We start from the raw sequence: 20525 nt of genomic DNA, 5'->3' as shown, positions 1-20525 counted from the left end.
GATTATTCTATCACCAGGGCATCTCTGCACGCAAACGCCTGACATCCAGAGGAAGCCCGGCGACCAGCAGATACACCGCATCAGCGGCACGCGCAAGCCGCATATTGACCCTGCCGAGCGTGTCACGATACACCCGCCCGATAGGATAGGGAGGCACCAGCCCGAGCCCCACTTCATTAGAGACCAGGATCAGCCGCTTGCTTTCATCGGCCTCGGCAAAGGCCCGCAGCAGCTTGTCAACCTGTTGCACTATCTCTGTATTGAACAGCGCTTCAGCCGTCGCCTGCTCCCCCTCGACAAGCCTCCCATCGCGCAGGAGCCAGTTCGAGACCCAGAGTGTCACGCAATCCAGTAACACCACATCGGCCCGCTCGCAGCCTCGCCGGAACGCGGCCTCCAGATCGTATGGCTCCTCAATGGTCACCCACTCCGCTGGACGCGCGTCCTGATGCCGTCTGATCCGCTCACTCATCTCGTTATCATCGGCGGTCGCCGTTGCGATATAGGCAACCGGGCACCCGCTCCGTGCCGCGAGCAGTTCGGCATAGGAACTCTTGCCGCTCCGCGCTCCCCCAAGAACCAGAATCAGGCGCGGCGGCTTGACAGGCTCACTCATAGCACTCTTCTCCTTCTTCTATAGCCAGAGGAACAGCAGCAGTAGCGCCACCTCGGCAAGCTCGACAATGGCCCCATAGCTATCACCGGTCAGGCCACCGATCATCCGATAAAACGGCCAGCCAAGCACAAAGGCAAAGCCAGTGCCAAGCAAGAAAACCTGTAGCCCCTTCAGGAAGCCCCACGGGCCAAGAAAGAACCCCACGATGAGCGTTACTGCCAGCGCCGTCACTCCCGCCAGAATCAGTGTTCCACGCGTGATACGCTGGCGAAAGGCATCTCCCATGCCTTCAGGTCGGGCATTAGGATAGGCAAACAGCGCCAGCAGCATCATCCAACGCGACATAGTCAGGGTCATCAGCAGGGCGGGAACCATGCGGGTCACGGGCAGGCCCGTCAGGCAGGCCCATTTGAGCAGCACCACGCAGATCGCCCCAAGCACGCCAAAACTTCCCACCCGGCTATCTTTCATGATTTCCAATCTACGCTCACGTGTATGCCCGCCGAAGAGGCCGTCACAGCTATCCATCAGTCCGTCAAGGTGCAGCCCACCAGTCAGCACGATCTCAGCCACGATCAGAAGTGCAGTCAGAGGCAGATATGAGAGCCGCCAGCCAAGCAACAAGGCGAGGATGGACAGGCAGCCACCAAGCAACAGCCCGACAAGCGGGAAGAAACCGCCTCCCAGCCGCCATTCATTCGTCTCTTTTTCATGCGGCAAGGGAAGCGTCGTCAGGAAGCGCAAAGCTCCAAGCAACTCGCCCCATTGCTCGCGCAATAGATGTATCAAGGATTCTCCACCTTTTGTTGTTCATTCAGTAAGATTAAGGTCGCCTGAGGTCTGGTCTCGGCCTGATAGAAAAGCTCAACCGCGCTCAGCGACCCGGGATCAAGTCGAAAACGCCATTGCTGCTCAAGCGGCATATCCAGCAGCAAGCAAAGCAACAACCGCAACGAGCCACCATGCCCGACAAGCAAGCAGGACTCCTCATCCGCACGCACCAGCGCGTCAAGGCCTTCTTGCACCCGCTGCACCACCGCTTCCAGCGACTCGGCCCCCGGAGGAACATAGCGCTGAGGCACGCTAAAAAAGCCCGGGTAATCGGGATCGCGCGCCGTGATCTCAGCATAGGTCAGGCCCTCCCAGGGACCAAAATCAATCTCGCGCCAGCGATCGTCCACATGCAGGTGCAGCGGCTCCCGGTGCGCACTGGCAATCGCTTCAGCAGTGGCTCGTGCCCGCCCGGTTGGACTATAATAGATGGTCGAGAAGGAGACCGAGCGCAAGCGTTGCCCGAGCCAGAGCGCCTGCTGTTGTCCTTCCTCCGAAAGCGGAATGTCGCTGGAACCACAGTAACGGCGCTCCGCATTCCAGATCGTCGCACCATGCCGCACCAGCCAGAGCCGCTTTGTCTTCCATTCAACTGCCGTCATATACTCCCCTTCTATGGTGTCATGCTAGAGTGTGGTGACAGTATACGCCCTTTCTCCCGGAATGGCACAGAGAGGACTTTTTTCGTCCCGGGAAAAATACGTTCAGGCCGCATTGGGAGCCTTCTCAAAAGCAAGTACCTCATTTCCATATTAACATTTTTTGCCAAAAACAGGTATACTGTTTTTAAAAGATATTATTGCGTGAAATACTACAAACTTAATCTATACAGTTGAGCTCTTGAGACCAACCCCGCTCGCACCCTTTGAGAAGGCGCAAGCGCATCTTTTTACAGGAGATTCTCTTTATGTTGCTTGAAGCGCTCTTACAACAAGATTTTCTCTCCCCCGATGAACGCCGCGATCTCCAATTCAAGCGGCTCAAGGCAACACTCAAGCGCGTCTATGAGCATGTTCCTTTCTATCGTACCAGACTGGAAGAGCGACAGATCACCCCCGACGCCCTGACCAGTCTCGACGAACTCAGCACGCTCCCCTTCACAACCCGAGACGACTTGCTTGATCACTACCCCTTCGGCCTGCTCTCGGTGCCGCGTGAGGAGCTCCTTCGGATTCAGGCATCGTCGGGAACAAAGGGGAGAGCAAAGATCATTGGCTACACACGGCATGATCTCTCGCTCTGGTCCGAGGTCTCTGCCCGTTCGCTCCTCTGTATGGGTATTCAACCCGGCGACCTGCTGGTAAACGCCTATAACTACGGCCTGTTCACGGGCGGCCTCGGCATTCATTCCGGCGCCGAACTGCTCGGAGTGACTGTCGTTCCAACCTCGACCGGCAACACCCGACGCCAGGTCACGCTACTGCATGATTTGCAGGCAACCGCGCTCGGCTGTACCCCCTCATATGCGCTGGTTATCGGCGAGACAATGGCAGCAATGGGCATTGAAGCAACCAGCCTGCGCTATGGCATTTTTGGCGCTGAGCCATGGACAGAAGCCATACGACAGCAGATTGAAAGTCGCCTCGGATTGAGCGGCTTCGACCTCTATGGCTTGAGCGAGATCATCGGCCCCGGCGTGGCGGTCGAATGTCCTGCGAGTCGCGACGAGGCTCGCCGGAGCGGTACGCGCTTTTTGCATGTTTTTGAAGATCACTTCTACCCCGAAATCATTTCCGCCAATGGCGACCCGCTTCCACCGGGCCAGGAAGGTGAACTTGTCCTGACAACGTTGACACGAGAAGGTATGCCACTTTTGCGCTATCGTACAGGCGATATCTGTTCCCTGCATACCGCTCCTTGTGCCTGCGGACGCACCCTCATGCGCATCAGCCAGATCAAAGGGCGAACCGACGATATGTTGATTCTCCGGGGCATCAACGTCTACCCGACAGAAATAGAGCGCGTTCTGATGTCGCTTCCCGAGCTCTCTCCTTATTATTATATCGTGATAGAGCGTCAGCAGAGCCTCGACAGCGTCACCGTTGAGGTTGAGCTTGCAGACCCCGACGCCTCTCCAGACGCGCATCAACAGCTACAGGAAACGATCGGCACATTACTGCTCAATGCATCAGGGCTTCATTTTTCGGTACAGCTCCATCGGTACGGCACGTTACCCCGCTCCGAAGGCAAAACAACCCATATTATCGACAAACGTGAAAGGGGAAAATGATGACACTGCAACTGGCAACAATGTATTGTGCTGTCAGCGGCTCGCTTGCTCGCCTGTATCTGAATCGCCCGGAAGTGCATAACGCGGCAAACTGGGCCTGGGTCAAGGACCTGGTCACCGTTACCGATTATTTGCAGCGGCAACCAGACGTACAGGTCGTTATTGTCAGCGGGAAAGGGCGCTCCTTTTGTAGCGGTCTGGATACAAAAGAACTGGCACATGGAAATCTGCCGCTGGAGTGGTTCGACACCTGGGAACGTGGCATGACGGCGCTCTCCGCGCTCAATGCCATCTCAATCGCCTCGATTCATGGTTATTGCCTGGGTGGTGGCTTGCAACTTGCTCTCGCCTGCGACCTGCGCATTGCCGCCGAGGACGCGGTGCTGAGTATTCCGGCGGTTCGTGAGGGCGTGGTGGCAGCACTTGGTCCGATGCGGCTCGCTCGCTTGATCGGCAGCAGTCAGGCAAAATGGCTCTGCCTGCTCGGCCGTCGTTTCAGTGCTACCGAAGGCCAACGGCTCGGAATAATCCACGAGGTCGCGCCACCCGAGAAGCTCGAAGAGCAGACAAACGCGCTGGCTGAAGAGCTCCTTTCCCTCCCCTTCACAGCCCTGCACCACACCAAGCGTCAGATCGATCTGGCCTTTGAAAACGACATCGCCACGCTGACCGAGGAGTTTCTACAGGCACAGCAGGAGTGTCTGCAATCACCCGAGCATGCCGAACTGATGGCAGAATATCGAGCAAGGGAGGCATTCCGCAAGAAATAGCCCGGACGTCACACAGAAGACCTGTTCAGTTGACAGGGCGCAACAATCGGTGTATGCTCATCTAACGATAGAAAGTGAGAATAGGAAGAAGATGCAATTCAGCAAACAGGCACACCCGCAATAAAACCTGATTCGCGGGCCTCCTCGACTAATTTCACTGCTGGCGTCGAAATAGTTTTTGAGGAGGTAAAAGCATGACACGATCACAGAAAGACGAAGCGTTCTACCGCTCTCTGGTTAACGAATACAACTATCCGTTTTCGGGGTGGGATTTCTCGCACCTGAACGGGCGCATGACTGACGATGAACAGCCCCTCCCCTGGGAGTATCGAGAGGAGGTAAAAGCACTCTTGCCGCACGTTCATTCGCTACTGGATATGGACACCGGCGGCGGTGAGCTACTGGCCTCACTTCAGCCATTCCCACCCGATACCTGCGCAACCGAGGGCTACCCGCCAAACATCGAGATAGCGCGAGCCCGCCTGGAGCCGCTCAACGTCCGGGTGTATGCGGTGCAGGACGACGAGAACCGGGCGCTTCCGGTCGAGGATCAGCGCTTCGAGCTGGTCATCAATCGGCACGGCGCATTCGACCCGCGTGAGCTCTGGCGCGTGCTCAAACCGGGCGGCCTCTTCGTCACTCAACAGGTCGGCGGAAACGACAATATCGAGCTCAATCGTATGCTTGGCGCACCTGAGCCCAAATATGCGGGCTGGAACTGCGAGACCGCCGTCAAGGAGCTACAGGAGGCCGGATTCGAGATCCTGACACAGCAGGAGGCTTACCCGGTGACACGCTTCTACGACGTCGGCGCGCTCGTCTTCTACTTGAAGGTGATCGAGTGGCAGATTCCCGACTTCTCCGTTGAACGATACTTCGAGCGGTTACTTGAGCTGCATGGGCGCATTCAGCGCGAGGGCTCTATTGTTTCGCACAGTCACCGCTTCTTTGTGAAGGCGCGCAAACCCACTGCATAACAGGGTTGGGGGATATGTCTTCCATATCCCTCAATTCCCATAGAACAGCTCACGCAGATAAGAATTCAAGAACAGGCCCTGTGGGTCAAGCTCTTCACGCACCCTGCGGAAGTCGTTCCAGCGCGGGTAGAGCTCGCTCAACTGCTCGGCAGTCCGAGTATGATGCTTGCCCCAGTGCGGACGCCCGTTGTAGCGCTTGAAGATCTCCTCGATATGGCGGAAATAAGGCTTGTACTCCATACCGCGATACATGTGAATGGCGATATAGGCCGAATCTCGCTGATAGGCCGGGCTCAGCCAGATATCGTCTCCCCGCACAAAGCGGCACTCAATGGGAAAATGGACCGCGAATCGATGTTGATTGATACAGTCTCGAATCTCCTCAAGCGCAGTCTTCATATGCTCGGCGGGCAAATTGTATTCCATCTCCTGAAAGCGCACCAGACGCGGTGTGGCAAAGGCACGATGGCTGTGATTCACCTCGTTAATATCGGGCACGCCGAACGCTGAAATTGTGCTCACCAGCGGGCAGAGGAGCGGCACCAGACGACAGGCTTCGGATAGCAGCCAGAAAAGCCCGTTCTCCAGCACCAACTGGCTGACTGTTGCCCAGATACTCCCGGCATTCACCTGCTCCTGGGTCTCGTTCATCAGCTTGATCTGAACCCACTTTGTGTAGGGGAACCAGTAGAACTCAAAGTGGCTGTTCTCTTGCTTGAGGCGGTCGATGCTCTCAAGGCATTCGTCCAGGCTGATCTTGCGGCTGACGTAGTGCAGGCGCCTGGCCGGAACCACACGCAGCGTCACCTTCACGATAATACCAAGCATGCCAAGCGAAACCTGAGCCGCCTTCAATAACTCGGGATTCTGCTCCTCGGAGCACTCAAGCAACTCTCCCGCAGCCGTGATCAGTGTCAGGCCGACAACCTGAGTAGCGATGGTGCCAAAAGCGATCCCGGTGCCATGCGTCCCGGTACTGATCGCGCCAGAAATACTTTGCACATCGATATCGCCCAGATTTTCCTGTGCCAGTCCATGCGCATACAGCGCCTCGCCAAGCCGCTTGAGCTTTGTGCCAGCAAGCACGGTAACGGTCCCACGTTCACGGTCAACCTGCTCGATTCCCTGCAAGCCGTCCAGCGAGATCAATATATCGTCCGTTTGTACCAGCGGCGTGAACGAGTGCCCTGTCCCGACAACGCGCATACAGCGTCCTTCCGCTGCGTGCTCTTTGACCATCTGCACCAGTTGGGAAATACTCTCCGGGCGCAACACCTGCTTTGGCGAACAGCGTACCGAACCTGACCAGTTGCTCCAGCGTTGTTCCATAATCGCTCCTTCATAAGGGAAAACTATAAGAAATTTTGACCGTCGCCACGATAGGTTGTCACGGTCTCAACAATCTGGCCCTCGCTGACCAGCAGGAGATGGGTAAAGCGCTCGCAGAGCTCCCCGGCCTTCGCGTGCCGGAGAAAGATCGGGTCACCGAGCCGAAGCGGCAGCGGACCTTTATAGAAGATCGGTGTCTGGACCTCCCCTGCTCCCTCAAGGCTATCGAAACGGGCTCCACGTGGTAAATAAGGTCGCGGCCACTTGTCGGCTCCAACCGCGCCAGAGGCCACATAGCCGCCTCCCAGGCAGGTATAGAGCGTGGGTGCAGGCCGCCGCACAATCTCGATCGCGTAGCCGGCAGCCGGAAGATAGCGAAACGAGTGGAAGGCGTCGAAGAGCGCAGGCGCATAGAAGGCCGAACCGACCGTCACTTCGGTCACACACTCCTCGGCACAGGTTGTCTCAATGCTGCCGGTGCCACCGCCATTGACAAAGCGTAGCGGTCGCCCATAGTAGCCCTCGACAAAACTGACAAGCTCCTGGCGCCTGCGAGCGACTTCCGCAATCGAGCGCTGCTTGAGCGTGCGAATCAGCGCATTCTTGAGCGCCTGCCCGGGAGTTGCGTCACCCACGCCCGCAATCTGCGCCTCATAGCCCATCACGCCGTCAAGCGTCACGGTAGGCGCGTTCTTGATCGCATCCAGCACCGGACGCACCTGCTCGGGTGTGCGCAAGGGAGAGCGCCAGCTTCCAAAATGCAGGCCGGGAAACGAAGAGGACATATCCAGATCGAGGCAGAGTGATAACTGTGTTTCCTGTTGCTCAGCCACTGAGGCCGCCTGCCGCACATGCTCAACGCTATCAACCATCAGCGTGATTCGCGCTCCCCCCTTCACCGCCTGCGCCACCTCGGCGATATCGTCGCGATGCCAGACCGGATAGGCGATCACCAGATCATCAAAGCCCTGTGAGGCCAGATAAGCCGCCTCACGCGCCGTAAAGCAGAGGCATCCCTGACACCCCTGCTCAAGCAGCCGCCGCAGCAACGCCACCGAGCGTACCGACTTGGTTCCAATGCGTACCTGCTTGCCGCGAGCGCGTCGCAACGCCGTACGTACATTCCGGTCGAACAGATCAAGGTCAACAAAGGCGAACGGCATCCGCTGCCCCTGAAAGATCTCGCGATAATAGGCATAGCTCCGTGTCAGAGGACGCTCCCGCATGAAGATTCCCTCCTCACCTGCTCTCAGCAAGCGCAATCACCGCCGTAATCAGATGCTCAAGGTCGCGCCGAGCCCGGGCCGGATCGCGATCGCTGATAAATTGCAAGATCAGGCCATCCAGGCCACCAATAATAAAACGCGCCAGTTCGGAAAACGAGAGAGAACAGGTATCAGGCGCGATATAGTCGCGCAGCGCCTCCTCAACTACCCGGCTGTAGCCGCTGTATTGCTGTTGCGCCAGCCAGGCAGAGTCCGTGTGCCGCAAGGCATACAGGGTCAACTCATACTGCATAATCTGTAGCTCGGGCTCACGCTCAACGTGCTCCCAGAAGGCGCGCAGGCCGTTGGCGATGACATCCCGCCAGGAGGTATGGCCCTGCGCCGCCTGCCGCACGATGTCCTGTGTCCTGCGCATCAGCTCGCGAAGCACAGCAAACAACAGCTCATCCTTACTGCCAAAATAGTAGCGCAACATCGCCTGATTCACGTTCGCTTCCGCGGCTATCTTGCGAGTTGTTGTCTCGGCTATTCCCTCGCGAGCCAGCACCGCAAGCGCCGCTACCAGTATCTCATTACGCCTTGCCTCATGCCTGCTCACAATGCTTCCTCAAAAAAATTATTCAACCGAATGAATAAACTATACCATCCAAAATGCTGCCCGTCAACCATGCTATATCCCTATCAAGCACTTTTCTGATAGGATACGCTCCCTGAGCAACCAAATAAACAGGAGCAAGCGACTCGTCGTCACCTGCTCCTGTTGCGCTCAGCTCTGGCTTTCTTCCTGAATCGTACCCTTGAGGATCAGGTATAGATCCAGATAGTTCGGCGTGCCAAGCCCGGTGGGATAGTCCCAGCCCGCGCCCGCTTTATAGTAGAGGTTATCGCCTTCCTTCACATCGAAGAAGGGATTGGTCAGCAGGCCGCGATTCTCCGAGGCCTTGTAGAAGGTATCCGGCCCATAGTAGTAGTAGCCCGTCTCTGCGATCAGGCCCTGATTGAGCAGGGAGAACCCGGTTGCCCAGATCGGGGTAGCAGCACTGGTGCCTCCAACACTGTACCAGGCCCCCTGAAAGATGATCGGCAGGTCAATCGCGACTGCGGATACATCAGGAACCTGACGGTTACCATTGGAGTATTCATTCTGCACGCCATCGCCCTTCTGCCACTCGGGGCGCTTGAAGAGCGTGCTGACACCACCGCCCGAGCCCCAGGTATTCTTACACTCGGAGGTATTGGAGCCATCGGACCAGACCGCTTCATTCATGCGACCAAGCAGCCCGGTCGAAAGCTTCGTGCCGCCCACACCAACCGACCAGGGGACCGAGGATGGGAAGTCAACCGCAAGCTCTTTATAGACCCCACCACCATACGCGCCACAGTCGCCACTTGCCACAAAGACAGTCATATAGCGGGCCTGTGTCAGCAGCTTGATCGACTCAGCCACCGCCCTCACCGAGCTCGTCGCCTTATCATGCTCGGCATTGCCCCAACTCAAGCTGATGACCGCTGGCTTTTTGGCGTCCGCATAGTCATCAAGAATCTGGTTCAGCACCCATTCCATGCTGAAGGGGGTATTGATCGCCTGATAAACCACAATATTCGCTTCGGGTGCCAGACCCTGAATCATCTCAATATCCAGCGTGGCTTCACCACCAACCTCAATGGGCGGTAACCCGACATTGACCACATCGATCTTGCCTTTATAGCCAACACATTGCCCGTACCGTTCCACCGCCTCTTTATCATAGGTCTCAAATTCGGGCAGCAGAATCGTCATACCCTTACCAGTCCAGCCCTTGTCATAGAGATGGTCAAAGCCATAGGCCTTCGCCACTTCCTGCGGCGTCACCCAGTCATCTTTCGCCTTACAATCGAGCTGCGGCTGACGGGCGGTCAGCGGGGTAAGCGAGAGACTTTTCTGCGGGGCCTGGCTGTACGTTTCGAGGCCAGTCACAGAGACAATCCGCTCAAAGACGAATTTCGGCAGCATCGGATCTTTTTCCGGCATGTAGAACTTGCGCCCATTCAGCTCCTTATAGACCAGTTTCGTCTGAAGCAGCGAGGCAATGGAAGCGGCCTTCGCCTCAACGGTCAGGTAGGTATGGAGCTTACCAAGTTTCAACTTTGCATCCTGAACGCCGAAGAACTGCTTGATCTGCTCATATTCCTGATCGGTGATGCCAAGCTCATTCGCTTTTTTTGATATATCTATCTGGTCGCCATCTTTTATTTTACCATCTTTTCCAGTAATATCTTGAATAACCTTATCATCTGTTTTAAAGGTAATATTCAGTTTTAGTTGCGTATCACCGGGAACATCGCCGACGGACGGCGCTTTCTTTGCTTCATCGGGCAGACCCAGATCATATGGCACGCGTTCCAGCGCAGGATTCTGCGTGGGTGTCGGCTGCGCCTGATTGCTCTCGCCACCACAGGCGGTCAACAGCAGCAAAAGCAGCAGCAGCGAACTGAGGGACCAGCGCCAGAAGCTGGCTTTATAAGACATCGAAACTCTTCCTCCTTGAATAAAAGCTCATTGTGGACCCTACCACCTCCTTTTTCTCCATCACAGCACGATCAACAATGTTACTATACTCGACCATAAGTGAGAAGAACTGTCAAATAGTTAACACTTTGAGGAATCTCTACCAGAGAGACGCGGCAAGTAGAAGCGCTCTCTCCAGTATGGACGACCAGACGTTTGCTTTTTCCCGGAGGAAGGGAGAGGGGAAGACGCAGCTTGAGAGGAAGAGGAGCAGCCCGACGCCCTCTTTCTTCCTCCCAAACAGCCACTACGACTTTACCGCACCGGCCACCGCATTAATAATCTGTTTCTGCGCCACAACAAAGACCAGAATGATCGGAAGCAAAGCGATCACCGAAGCCGCACACAGCAGCGTCCAGTCCGTCGAGGCCTCACCGATGAAGGCGTAGAGGCCAACCGCCAGCGTGCGCAACTCGGGAACACCAAGCGTAAAGACCAGCGGAATCAGGAAGCTATTCCAGGAGCTCACGAAGGCAAAGAGGCCAACCGTCGCGATCATTGGACGCGCCAGCGGAAACATGACTCGCCAGAAGAGCTGATGGAAGTTTGCCCCATCGACCCGGGCAGCATATTCGAGCTCGCGGTCAAGCGTCGAGAAGTAGCCCATAAACAGAAAGGTGTTGAAGATCATACCACCAGCCGTCTGCACCAGAATGATGCCGGTCAATGTGTTCAGCAGCCCCAGACGCTGGACCACATCAAAAATCGGGATGATAGTATAGCCATGCGGCAGGAAGAACGTCACAGCGATGATTCCCAGGATGAGCTTCTTGCCCGGGAAGGACGTTCGCGCCAGCACAAAGCCCGCCATTGCGGTAATAATCACGGTAAAGAAGACACTCGTTATCGTAATAATGGCCGTGTTCATGAAGAACTGACCAAACGAAGCCTCCTCCCAGGCCTGAGTGTAGTTTGACCACTGGGGACTTGATGGGATCAGGTTCAGGCTATTGCTGATAAAATCTTCAGGCGTCTTCAGCGAGTTCGCGACCGTCCAGATAAATGGGTAGATCCAGACCAGACCGCTAATAATCAGCACTGCATGCGTGATGATCGCATTGATTGTCCTTGAAATTTTTGCCTTCTTCGCCCCGCTCATGCGAGAGGTCGAGACAGATACAGCCATACTCTTGCTTCACCCTTTCTCTTTATGCTTCCTGTCGAGCCGCTTCACGCTTTTTGGCAATCGAACCGATCGAAGCCATCTGAATCAGCGTCAGACCCATCAGGATAACGCCGTAGAAGAACGAGGCCGCCGAAGCAAAGCCAACATTCGGCTGTACCGACATACCCACCGAGAGACCGCCGCCAAAGGCCAGACGATAGATATAGGTACTCACTACCTCGGTCGCATAGAACGGGCCGCCACCGGTCAGCACCTGTACCATATCGAAGACCTGCAAGCTTCCCAGAATCGCCATAAAGAGAATAACCAGACCAACCGAGCGCAACTGCGGAACCGTCACATAGAGGAAGCGGTTCACGCTATTCGCGCCATCGATACGCGCCGCCTCATATAGTTCTGTCGGGATCGTCTGCAAACCAGCCAGGAAGTACACCAGGTTATAGCCAAGCGTATTCCAGATACCGACAATAATCACGATCCAGAGGGCAAAATGCGGATCACCAAGCCAGTCAATCGGCTCTTTCGTGATATGGTGCTCAACCAGCCATTGACTGAACATGCCGCCGCCGTTACTGACCAGCAACTGCATCACTACACCGATAATGGCCGGAGAGGTGACCGCCGGGATAAAAAACAGCGCACGATAGACCGTCGAGAAACGGAGTTTCGGATTATTCAACACGAGCGCCAGCGCCAGCGCAATCGTCAACTGAATCGGGACCAGCACCAGCATGTAGATGAAGGTGTTGCGAAACGCCTGCCAGAACAGGGGATCAGTAATAACCTTCTGGAAGTTCTCAAGCCCTACAAAGTCGGAGGGGTCACCAATCCCATTCCAGCGATAGAATGTGTAGATGATTGACGCGATAATCGGATAGACGCTGAAGACCATCAGCAGAATGAACATCGGCGCAACATAGACATAGGACCAGGGATTTGAGCGAATCTTGTGCCAGAGACTGCCTTCCGCTTTTGCCCGGTGTTTGCGTTGCTCCTTCTGCTTTGCCATAATGCTAGCCATGCCCATAGTATTTCAATGTCCTCTCTCTCATATCGAGGTGGTACGCTGCCCGAAGAGCTGGGCAGGCGTACCGAACAGCATATCTCACAAACGCGCTACTACTTCATGTAGTATGGTTTTGTGATATCCCAATCTGAGAAGACATAGTCCTTTTCGCTGACCTTGAGGCCCTGATCCTGAGCGCGTTTGATTGCCTTCGCGAACTCCTGATTCATCTTGTCCTCAAGCTCCGAGAGGGCGGTTTTGACATTACCAAGCTGACCGGTATAGAGGCCGGTACAGGTCTCACCAAAGTTCGGCTTCACCGGGTCCATCGTTACTGATGAACAGGCCGGATTGCGGACAGACGGGTTCGGACCAGGGATGGTGAGTTTGGTGAGTTCAATGAACTGGCCAAAGCGTGGATCTTTGACGTTCTCTTTCTTGTTGTTCTCGGGGTAAATCGAGACACCCTCGCGCATCTCAACCCAGCGCTGACCGGCCTCGGGGCTGTAGATCCACTCAAACCAGGCCCAGGCTTCGTCGGGATGCTTGGTCTTGTTCGAGATACTGATCTGGATGCTGTCATCAATATTGCCAGGAGTATGATAGAAATAGCCCTTCGGTGTCTCAGTCGGCGAGATAAGCGTTGTCAGGGAGTAGTCGGTGAACTTCTGCTTGTCCCAACCGCCCTGGTTCCAGACGCCGCCGACAATCATACCGAACTTGCCCTGCGTGAAATGCACACGGGAGATCTCGTCGGAGATACTCAGAGAGCTCGGGTAGATGTAGCCGCGCTTCTTCCACTCAAGGAAGAGGCTCAGGAAGTCCTCATAGTTGCGGTCGGAGCTATAGACGTACTTGCCGGTGCGGTAATCCAGGCCGTTGCTTGCACCCGGGGAGCCCGCGCCATACAGGAAGACATCGGCCCACCAGGGAATGAAGTCAAAGCCGTTGTTCCCGAAGCCAAGACCGTAGACCTTACCACCGCTCTTCTTGACAATCGCCTCTGCAGCATGCGTCACATCGTCCCAGGTTTTGGGCAGCTTCACCGAACCATCGGGGTTGGTCAGGCCAGCATCTTTGAAAATGCTGTTATGCACATAGAGCTGAACCCAGGGCGCCGGTCCCATCAGAGGAGCAGAATACAATTTGCCCTGCTGGATGTTGCCACCCTCGCGGAAATAGCCCTCGGGGAAGCGCTTGCGCCATTTGTCATCGGCCCACTTGTCGAGAGGAAGCAGCCAGCCCTTCTTAACCATGTCGGGGTATTTCGTGGTACCGGTTTTCAAACCGAAGACATCGGGGAGGTTTCCATTCTTCGCGGCAAGATTCAGGAGGTTCTCATATTGAGCTGTTGCCTGAGTCGTTTTCTTGATCTTGATTTTTGGGTGGGCCTTTTCAAAGAGCTTGATTTCGTTGTCAACCCAGGGAGCCTGAGTAACCCACCAGTCCCAGAAAGTAACCGTCACTTGATCAGAAGCACCTGCGCCACCGCCACCACACGCCGCCAGTAATCCACCGAGGCTTGCAGCGCCCACTGTCGCGCCAGCAGCCTGCATAAAATTACGTCGGTTGAAACGTTTGTTTTCAAATTGAAACTGGCTCATCAGGTGAAACTCCTTCGTATCTACACGTCGATGTGTAGCAGTTAAAGAATAAATAATAGATAGCGCTATTGAACAGGTCTCCGGGACAGTAGACCGGTCAACAGCTCAAGAATCTGTACTCACCGCAACAGGAAAAACAGGATAGTCTCCTTCTACGACTGCCGACGCGCCCCACACGATTCGCGTACAACCAGTTGTGTCGGTAACAGCACCTGCCAGGCAGTGATATCCTGAACAGGCAGCCCTCGTTCTCCTCCCTGCTTCAGTGCACGATATTTCTCCTCGATCAGGGCCAGTAGAAGCTCGGTCCCTCGGGCTCCCATCCGGGCAAATGGCTGATTGATGGTTGTCAATGCTACTGGCGCTTCATTCTGAGGTGAAACATCATCAAAGCCAACAACCGCAATATCATCTGGAACCCGCCAGCCAAGCCGTAGCGCCTCCTCGATAAAACCATAGGCCATCGAGTCCTTGTTTACGAAAACGGCGCTTGGTCGCTCTTTCAGGGCAAAGAGCTTGCGAGCACATTCGGCCCCTCCGGCCTCATTAAAAGCACCGGAGACAACCAGCTCGGGATCTGGGGTCAGCCCCACCTCTGCAAGCGCCTGGCAGTAGCCGTTGTATCGGTCCTCAATACAACCGAACGGCATTGCGCCCAGAACACAGGCAATACGCCGATGCCCTAGCTCCAGCAGATGACGGGTTGCGGTACGGGCAGCAGCTACATTGTCGATGCCCACCCAGGGGATGTTGACCCGCATTGCAGTTGTGTTTATCAAGACGACCGGGAACCCTTGCTCGTACAGCTCAAACATCTTTTGTGGCATTTGTGTGTGTAAAAGCGTCAGCAGGCCATCGGCGAGATGCGTTGCAAGCACGCGCTCCAACACCTGCCGTGGGTCTTTTTCCTTGTCGGAACCTCCGTAGAGAATGATTTCATAGGGCGACTCTTCCACCACATCTGCAATACCACGAATGACTTCGAGACTGATCGGCCAGGCCAACGACGGCAGCGTAATACCTATCAGGCGATTGCGCCCCCCTGCAAGCCCGGTCGCAGCAATGCTAGGTACATATCCCTGTTCCTCCATCACCTGTTGTACCCGCGCTCGGGTTGCCGGGTCAACCTTCTCACTCTGATTCAGGACACGTGAGACGGTCGATTTAGAAACCCCTGCCAGACGAGCAATATCGCGGATCGTCAGTTTCGCTTTCATGCGCATGCGTCCTTTTTTATCTTCCCCTCTATCCAGGATTCCACCCCTGACACCTGAAAAAAATACTAAGAACAGAGTACTATGGTACCGGTCCCACTAAAAATGATATAATGAAACCGGTCCCATGTCAAGTGATTCCATCACGAATTTTAAGAACGCGATGAGAAACCGTCAAATTCGTTCGTGCTCAACGTGAGAGCGCCAGAAACACCAATGAAAGGGAGAAAAGCACATGGCAGCGAAATGCAAACACGTCTTTCTTCTCGGTCTGGACGGAGCCGGGAACTTCATTCAGCAGGCAAACGCCCCCAGAATGAAAAGCCTGATTGAGGAGAGCGCGGTCAGCTATCACGCCTATATCAGCCCCGCCATCAGTGCCCAGGGGTGGGGCTCAATCCTGCACGGCGTCGGCTATGACAAGCATCAGGTCAACAACGAGAATATTAACGACAAACCATATCCGGAAGACTCGCCCTATCCCTCTATCTTCAAAGTGATTCGCGCAGCGCAGCCGAACACAAAGCTGGCATCTCTGGTTAACTGGACTCCTATCAACTACGGGCTCATCGAACAATCGCTCGATGTCTATTTCGCACAGTATAGCATGGAGGAGCTCTACCTGAAAGTTGCCGCATACATCAAGGAGCATGGCAAAGCGACAACGTTCACCTTTGTCCAGATGGATGACATTGACGTCTCAGGCCACTCCTATGGCTGGCAGAGCGAGCACTTCTACAACACATTTGAGGATATCGATCGACGTGTAGGCGTGATGCTCGATGCAATGAAGGAAGCTGGCATCTGGGACGAGAGCCTGATTATTCTGGCCTCTGACCACGGCGGACATGGGACCGATCATGGCCGCGATATTCCGAGCGACACCAATGCCTTCCTTGTCTTCCACGGCCCCGGTATCCGCACGGGTGAGATCACCGAGCCAATGCACCTGCGTGATACCTCTCCTATCATCGCTCAGGCACTTGGTCTGGAAGCACCCACCGAGTGGGATGGCAAGGTACCTGCCAACCTGTTCGCGTAATTTTTCTGTAATGAAAAAAGAAACGGTGTAGCCCGCTCTGAGCTACACCGTCCTTTGTGGTATTACCAATCGTACTACGATTTTGCCTGCTTCTCAAGCGCCGTGTAGAGCTTTTCCAGATCAGGCGTTCCCATGCCGGTTCCATAGTCCCAACCCTGGGCAGCCTCATAATACTGGTTGTCGCCTTCTACGACATCATGATAGGCGTTGTCACCTGCAACCGCATAAAAGGTTCGCGGTCCGAAGAAGAAGTAGCCAGTATTCGCGACCAACGCCTGATTGACAGTCGCGAAGGCGGCAGCCCAGATCGGCGTGGCAGCGCTGGTACCGCCAATGCCACCCCACTGACCTTCGTAGTAGACGGCCAGCATATCGGCAACCGCAGCAATATCAGGAAGCTGACGGCCACCATTGGAATACTTGTTCTGCACGCCGTCGCCCTTCTGCCAGCTCGGCTGCTCGAAGACCGTGCTCACACCGCCACCGGAACCCCAATCGTTCTTACACTCCGCCTTATCGGGGGATGGATTGCCCCAGACAACCTCATTCATACGCTGTCCCTTGCCATCGACGGTAAGCTGTGTGCCGCCAACACCAAGCGCATACGGAGTCGAGGCCGGGAAGTCCACTTCCAGATTGCCATAGACGCCACCATCGAACGCGCCACAGTCACCACTCGCGACAAAGACCGACATATGGTGCGTGGTGCTCAACAGCTTGATTTGCTGCGCAATCGCTTTTGCCTGACTGCGAGAAGCATTGGTTTCGGCAAGACCCCAACTCAACGAGAGCATCTGCGGCTGCTTGTTCGTTTTGGCTGCATCCTCGATAATCTGCTGAAACACGTTTTCCATTGCATAGCCGCTATTCTCGGTCTGATAGACGACTATATCAGCCTCGGGAGCCAGACCGGCAGCCATCTCAATATCAAGCGTCGCTTCCAGACCGACCTCGGTTGGCGGCTGACCTACATCGATTGTGGAGAACTTCCCCTTGTAGCCCACGCAGTCCAGGTAGTTCTGCACGCCCGCCTTATCATACAGCTCAAACTCAGGCAGGTAGATGATCGTTCCCTTGCCCGTCCACTTGGGATCAAAGCCATAAGCCGCTTTCACCTGCTCGGGAACCAGCAGCTTAGACGATGGCACATTACAATCAGCCACTTTGGTGCTCTTTGGCGTCAGCGGCTGGAAGGTCGCTGATTGCTTGGGAGCTTTACTATAAGATTCCAGACCGGTGATGGCAACGATCTTATCGGAAACAAACTTCGGCACCATCGGATCTTTTTCGGGAGCGAAGAACTTGCGCCCCTTCAGCTCTTTATAGACAAACTTTGTTTGCAGCAGGTTCGCCACTGCGGCGGCCTTCGCCTGCATTTTCAGGTTCGTATGCAGCTTACCCAGTTCAAGCTTTGCATCATCGACACCAAAGAACTGCTTGAGCTGCTCATACTCCTGATCGGTAATCCCGATCTCGTTCGCTTTCTTCGAGAGGTCAATTTCCTCCCCATCCTTCGCTTTATCCCCGCCAAGCTGTTCCAGCACTTTATCATCTGTCTTAAAGGTAATATTCAGATTCAGCATTGTATCGCCGGGGAGATCACCCACTTTCGGCGCGTTCTTGGCCTCAGGGGGTAGACCAACATCATAGGGCACCCGCTGATACGCAGGGTTCGGGGTCGGGTTCGGGTTCTGCGCTTGTGTTCCGCCATCACCGCATGCGGCAAGCGGTAAGGCAGCAAATACCGCCAGAAGCGTGTACAACGTCCAGCGGTACCATCGTCCTTTCAACGACATTCCTGGAATATCCTCCTTGATTCTAGACGACACATCGACATATCCTCAAAACATTCGGGAAGTCTTCTTTTTCGCCATCTCAGGCAACCAACTGGAATATGTCGTCTCTCAGCAGCCAGTATACGGCTACAGCTTCTTCTCCATTTGTCTTTTGCTTTATAGATCTACATGTACCAAACTATGCAAAAAATCTTCCCGATCATATGCCCTAATGGTTGACGAGGGTGACAGGTATCTGCTCTCACCAAAAAGTAATATAGATGGTTATCGTTATGAGGTGCTGTTAACTAACTAACAGCTCAACTATGAAGTATCCGACAGCGGATAAAAAAGAGGGCCCCGGCAAGCGCCAGGGCTTCAGACGACCGATCCTGTGGCAAATTGTTCCTGCGCGATCCGCGCGATCTCAGCACTGGCCTCAAACCGCGCCAGCAACTTTTGCAGAGTGATATTCTCGCGCCAGTTCCCGAACAGCGTTAAGCGGAGTTCGGGCTGTACAGCCTGTTGAGCGATATCAAGGCGGATGGCATCGGGCAGGACATGCAGCTCACTATCCAGCAGCCGTCGCTCCTGACAGTAGCCACGCACAATGGCCGTGATTTTGCCGGGATCGGGCTGCATCACCGGAAGCTGTGGCTTGCCGAAATGGGCCGCAAGCAGCAGATAGCCGACATCCAGCACCGCAGGAGCCAGCCCCGCACCCTTCCAATCGATCAGGACGGGCTCGCCCCGCCCCTGTAACAGCGCGGTATGCGGCCAGCACTCGCCATGAATCAGCGTCACGGGGAGCTCTGGCGAGGCATGCTGAATACGGCGTACCGAGGCCAGCAGTTCGCCATAGAACGGGCGAATCTCTTGCGGCATGCTCGCTAGCTCCTGTTCCACCTGATTTAGAATACGTTGTGGGAACTGGGTCGAGCGTAGCCGCGAATCGGGCAGAAGCGCCCCATCTGACTCAGTTTCGACGCGCTGTGAGAGCGTGTGAAGCCGGGCAAGCAGGGTACCAAGCCGCAACAACGTCTGTTCTGAGAAGTCGGCCATGTTTCCATCAATCCAGGTCAACAGCAGGCCGTGCCAGCCGCCATGAGAGGAAACCGGCTCATTGGCCCTCGTCAGCAGCACATGAGGCGCTGGGAACGCCCGTCTGTCAAGGTATTCCAGCACCGCCGCCTCGGCCTGAAGCGCCTTTCGCACGTTCCCCTTGAGAGCTCGCAACATATAGCTCTCGCCCTCTTTCGAGACAACCCTGTAGATACAGCGCTGTTCAGACACATAGTCCGCAAGCGGCTCCAGATGCCCGAGCGCGATATCATAGTGTTCCAGGAGGTGCAACGCCAGGTTACGTAGAATGTGTGCTTGCATACGTCCTCCTCGGGCTGCTAGAGTCCCTTCGTGTAGCGCGTCAGGCCACCATCAATAAAGAACGTCGATCCGGTGACATAAGCGGAAGCATCCGAGGCCAGATACAGCGCCAGCTTCGCAACCTCATCCGGCTCACCCATACGCTTGAGTGGAATTTCTGAGATCAACTGATTGTACAGATTGGGATCATTCATTGTCTTCTCATTGATTGGCGTCCGAATGGCTCCCGGCGCGATATTATTGATGGTGATGTTGTAGGGAGCAAGTTCAAGGCAGGCATTACGCATCATCATTCGCAGGCCACCTTTCGCGCAGCAATAGGCCATATTTCCCGGCATTGGAATATCTTCATGCACAGATGAGATATTGATGATGCGGCCCGCGACCTTGCGCTTGACCATCTCCTGCGCCGCCGTCTGCGCACAAAAAAACGGCCCCTTGAGGTTGACACTCAGCACCCGCTCAAACTGCTCTTCCGTCACGTCCAGAATCGTTCCGTGTTCTTCCATTCCGGCATTGTTCACCAGAATGTCCAGTGTGCCATAATGCTCGACCGTTTGCTTCACCAGTTGGACCGCCTGCTGTGGGTCGCTAAGATCAGCCTGCAACAGCAGACAATGCCCGTTGTTACTTTCGATCTCCTGCTTGACCTGCTCAGCGGCCTCCCGGTTGTGCCCGTAATGCACCACCACAGACGCGCCCTCGTGGGCAAACTCCTGTACGATCGCTTTCCCGATACCGCTACTTGATCCTGTCACCAGCGCTACTTTCTGATCTAATAAACCCACGACGATTCCCTTTCTCATAAACAACAGTATTCGCTCGTTTACCTTTCTCACGATTATCAC

18 protein-coding genes are annotated in these 20525 nt (G+C 55.2%); 4 read left to right on the top strand and 14 right to left on the bottom strand.

Annotated elements, in window-relative coordinates:
• Positions 1 to 10: 10 nt before the first annotated feature.
• From cobU to cobC, 3 genes are read right to left on the bottom strand one after another with little or no spacing between them, the layout of a single operon-like run.
• Entirely contained in the window at positions 11 to 616 is a 606-nt protein-coding gene (cobU, locus tag KTH_RS03460) for a bifunctional adenosylcobinamide kinase/adenosylcobinamide-phosphate guanylyltransferase (protein WP_497616457.1), read from the bottom strand.
• A gap of 18 nt (positions 617 to 634) precedes the next feature.
• Positions 635 to 1405 (bottom strand): adenosylcobinamide-GDP ribazoletransferase, encoded by a 771-nt coding sequence (gene cobS / locus KTH_RS03455; protein ID WP_497616456.1) that lies wholly within the window; start codon positions 1403 to 1405, stop codon positions 635 to 637.
• Positions 1402 to 2049: an alpha-ribazole phosphatase gene (gene cobC, locus KTH_RS03450; RefSeq protein ID WP_497616455.1), complete on the bottom strand. Its 648-nt coding sequence runs from the start codon at positions 2047 to 2049 to the stop codon at positions 1402 to 1404. Before cobC ends, cobS begins: the two co-directional genes overlap by 4 nt.
• A 305-nt stretch (positions 2050 to 2354) precedes the next feature.
• Between cobC and KTH_RS03445 the strand changes: the two genes are divergently transcribed.
• The 3 genes from KTH_RS03445 to KTH_RS03435 all read left to right on the top strand — a co-directional run bounded on the left by KTH_RS03445 (position 2355) and on the right by KTH_RS03435 (position 5424).
• The gene (locus KTH_RS03445) at positions 2355 to 3677 is read left to right on the top strand and encodes a phenylacetate--CoA ligase family protein (protein WP_497616453.1); all 1323 of its coding nucleotides are present in this window, start codon (positions 2355 to 2357) and stop codon (positions 3675 to 3677) included.
• Complete coding sequence (locus KTH_RS03440; RefSeq protein ID WP_111323913.1) at positions 3674 to 4447, top strand: enoyl-CoA hydratase/isomerase family protein; 774 nt, start codon at positions 3674 to 3676, stop codon at positions 4445 to 4447. The genes KTH_RS03445 and KTH_RS03440 overlap by 4 nt, the downstream gene beginning before the upstream one ends.
• Before the next feature lie 194 nt (positions 4448 to 4641).
• Positions 4642 to 5424, top strand: a complete 783-nt coding sequence (locus KTH_RS03435; protein ID WP_497616451.1) for a class I SAM-dependent methyltransferase — start codon at positions 4642 to 4644, stop codon at positions 5422 to 5424.
• Positions 5425 to 5454: 30 nt separating this feature from the next.
• Here the strand turns inward: KTH_RS03435 and KTH_RS03430 are convergent, their stop codons facing one another.
• From KTH_RS03430 to KTH_RS03395, 8 genes are all read right to left on the bottom strand, one after another.
• Positions 5455 to 6753 (bottom strand): D-arabinono-1,4-lactone oxidase, encoded by a 1299-nt coding sequence (locus tag KTH_RS03430; RefSeq protein WP_111323915.1) that lies wholly within the window; start codon positions 6751 to 6753, stop codon positions 5455 to 5457.
• Positions 6754 to 6776: 23 nt separating this feature from the next.
• Complete coding sequence (locus tag KTH_RS03425) at positions 6777 to 7979, bottom strand: amino acid deaminase/aldolase (protein WP_211326230.1); 1203 nt, start codon at positions 7977 to 7979, stop codon at positions 6777 to 6779.
• A gap of 13 nt (positions 7980 to 7992) precedes the next feature.
• Entirely contained in the window at positions 7993 to 8577 is a 585-nt protein-coding gene (locus tag KTH_RS03420) for a TetR/AcrR family transcriptional regulator (RefSeq protein WP_170142713.1), read from the bottom strand.
• A 168-nt stretch (positions 8578 to 8745) separates the two neighbouring features.
• Complete coding sequence (locus tag KTH_RS03415; protein WP_111323917.1) at positions 8746 to 10488, bottom strand: S53 family peptidase; 1743 nt, start codon at positions 10486 to 10488, stop codon at positions 8746 to 8748.
• A gap of 286 nt (positions 10489 to 10774) precedes the next feature.
• Positions 10775 to 11653 (bottom strand): carbohydrate ABC transporter permease, encoded by an 879-nt coding sequence (locus tag KTH_RS03410; protein WP_111323918.1) that lies wholly within the window; start codon positions 11651 to 11653, stop codon positions 10775 to 10777.
• A 22-nt stretch (positions 11654 to 11675) separates the two neighbouring features.
• Positions 11676 to 12674 carry a carbohydrate ABC transporter permease gene (locus KTH_RS03405; RefSeq protein WP_497616448.1) on the bottom strand — a complete coding sequence of 333 codons (999 nt, stop codon included), beginning with the start codon at positions 12672 to 12674 and terminating at the stop codon, positions 11676 to 11678.
• 98 nt (positions 12675 to 12772) lie between these two features.
• Positions 12773 to 14263 (bottom strand): ABC transporter substrate-binding protein, encoded by a 1491-nt coding sequence (locus KTH_RS03400; protein ID WP_111323920.1) that lies wholly within the window; start codon positions 14261 to 14263, stop codon positions 12773 to 12775.
• Positions 14264 to 14415: 152 nt separating this feature from the next.
• Positions 14416 to 15480, bottom strand: coding sequence for a LacI family DNA-binding transcriptional regulator (locus tag KTH_RS03395; protein WP_497616446.1), 1065 nt, complete (start codon positions 15478 to 15480; stop codon positions 14416 to 14418).
• A gap of 232 nt (positions 15481 to 15712) precedes the next feature.
• Here KTH_RS03395 and KTH_RS03390 point away from each other — a divergent pair, with 232 nt between their 5' ends.
• Positions 15713 to 16519: an alkaline phosphatase family protein gene (locus KTH_RS03390; RefSeq protein WP_497616444.1), complete on the top strand. Its 807-nt coding sequence runs from the start codon at positions 15713 to 15715 to the stop codon at positions 16517 to 16519.
• Between the two features lie 74 nt (positions 16520 to 16593).
• Here the strand turns inward: KTH_RS03390 and KTH_RS03385 are convergent, their stop codons facing one another.
• From KTH_RS03385 to KTH_RS03375, 3 genes are all read right to left on the bottom strand, one after another.
• Positions 16594 to 18315 carry a S53 family peptidase gene (locus tag KTH_RS03385; RefSeq protein WP_497616442.1) on the bottom strand — a complete coding sequence of 574 codons (1722 nt, stop codon included), beginning with the start codon at positions 18313 to 18315 and terminating at the stop codon, positions 16594 to 16596.
• Positions 18316 to 18672: 357 nt separating this feature from the next.
• Positions 18673 to 19677, bottom strand: coding sequence for a phosphotransferase enzyme family protein (locus KTH_RS03380; protein WP_497616441.1), 1005 nt, complete (start codon positions 19675 to 19677; stop codon positions 18673 to 18675).
• A gap of 17 nt (positions 19678 to 19694) precedes the next feature.
• Positions 19695 to 20483 (bottom strand): SDR family NAD(P)-dependent oxidoreductase, encoded by a 789-nt coding sequence (locus tag KTH_RS03375; protein ID WP_174843926.1) that lies wholly within the window; start codon positions 20481 to 20483, stop codon positions 19695 to 19697.
• Positions 20484 to 20525 lie beyond the last annotated feature (42 nt).

It is taken from the genome of Thermosporothrix sp. COM3, assembly GCF_059696735.1.
The sequence above is the reverse complement of the archived record's forward strand: the minus strand, read 5'-3'. Positions and strand labels throughout refer to the sequence as shown.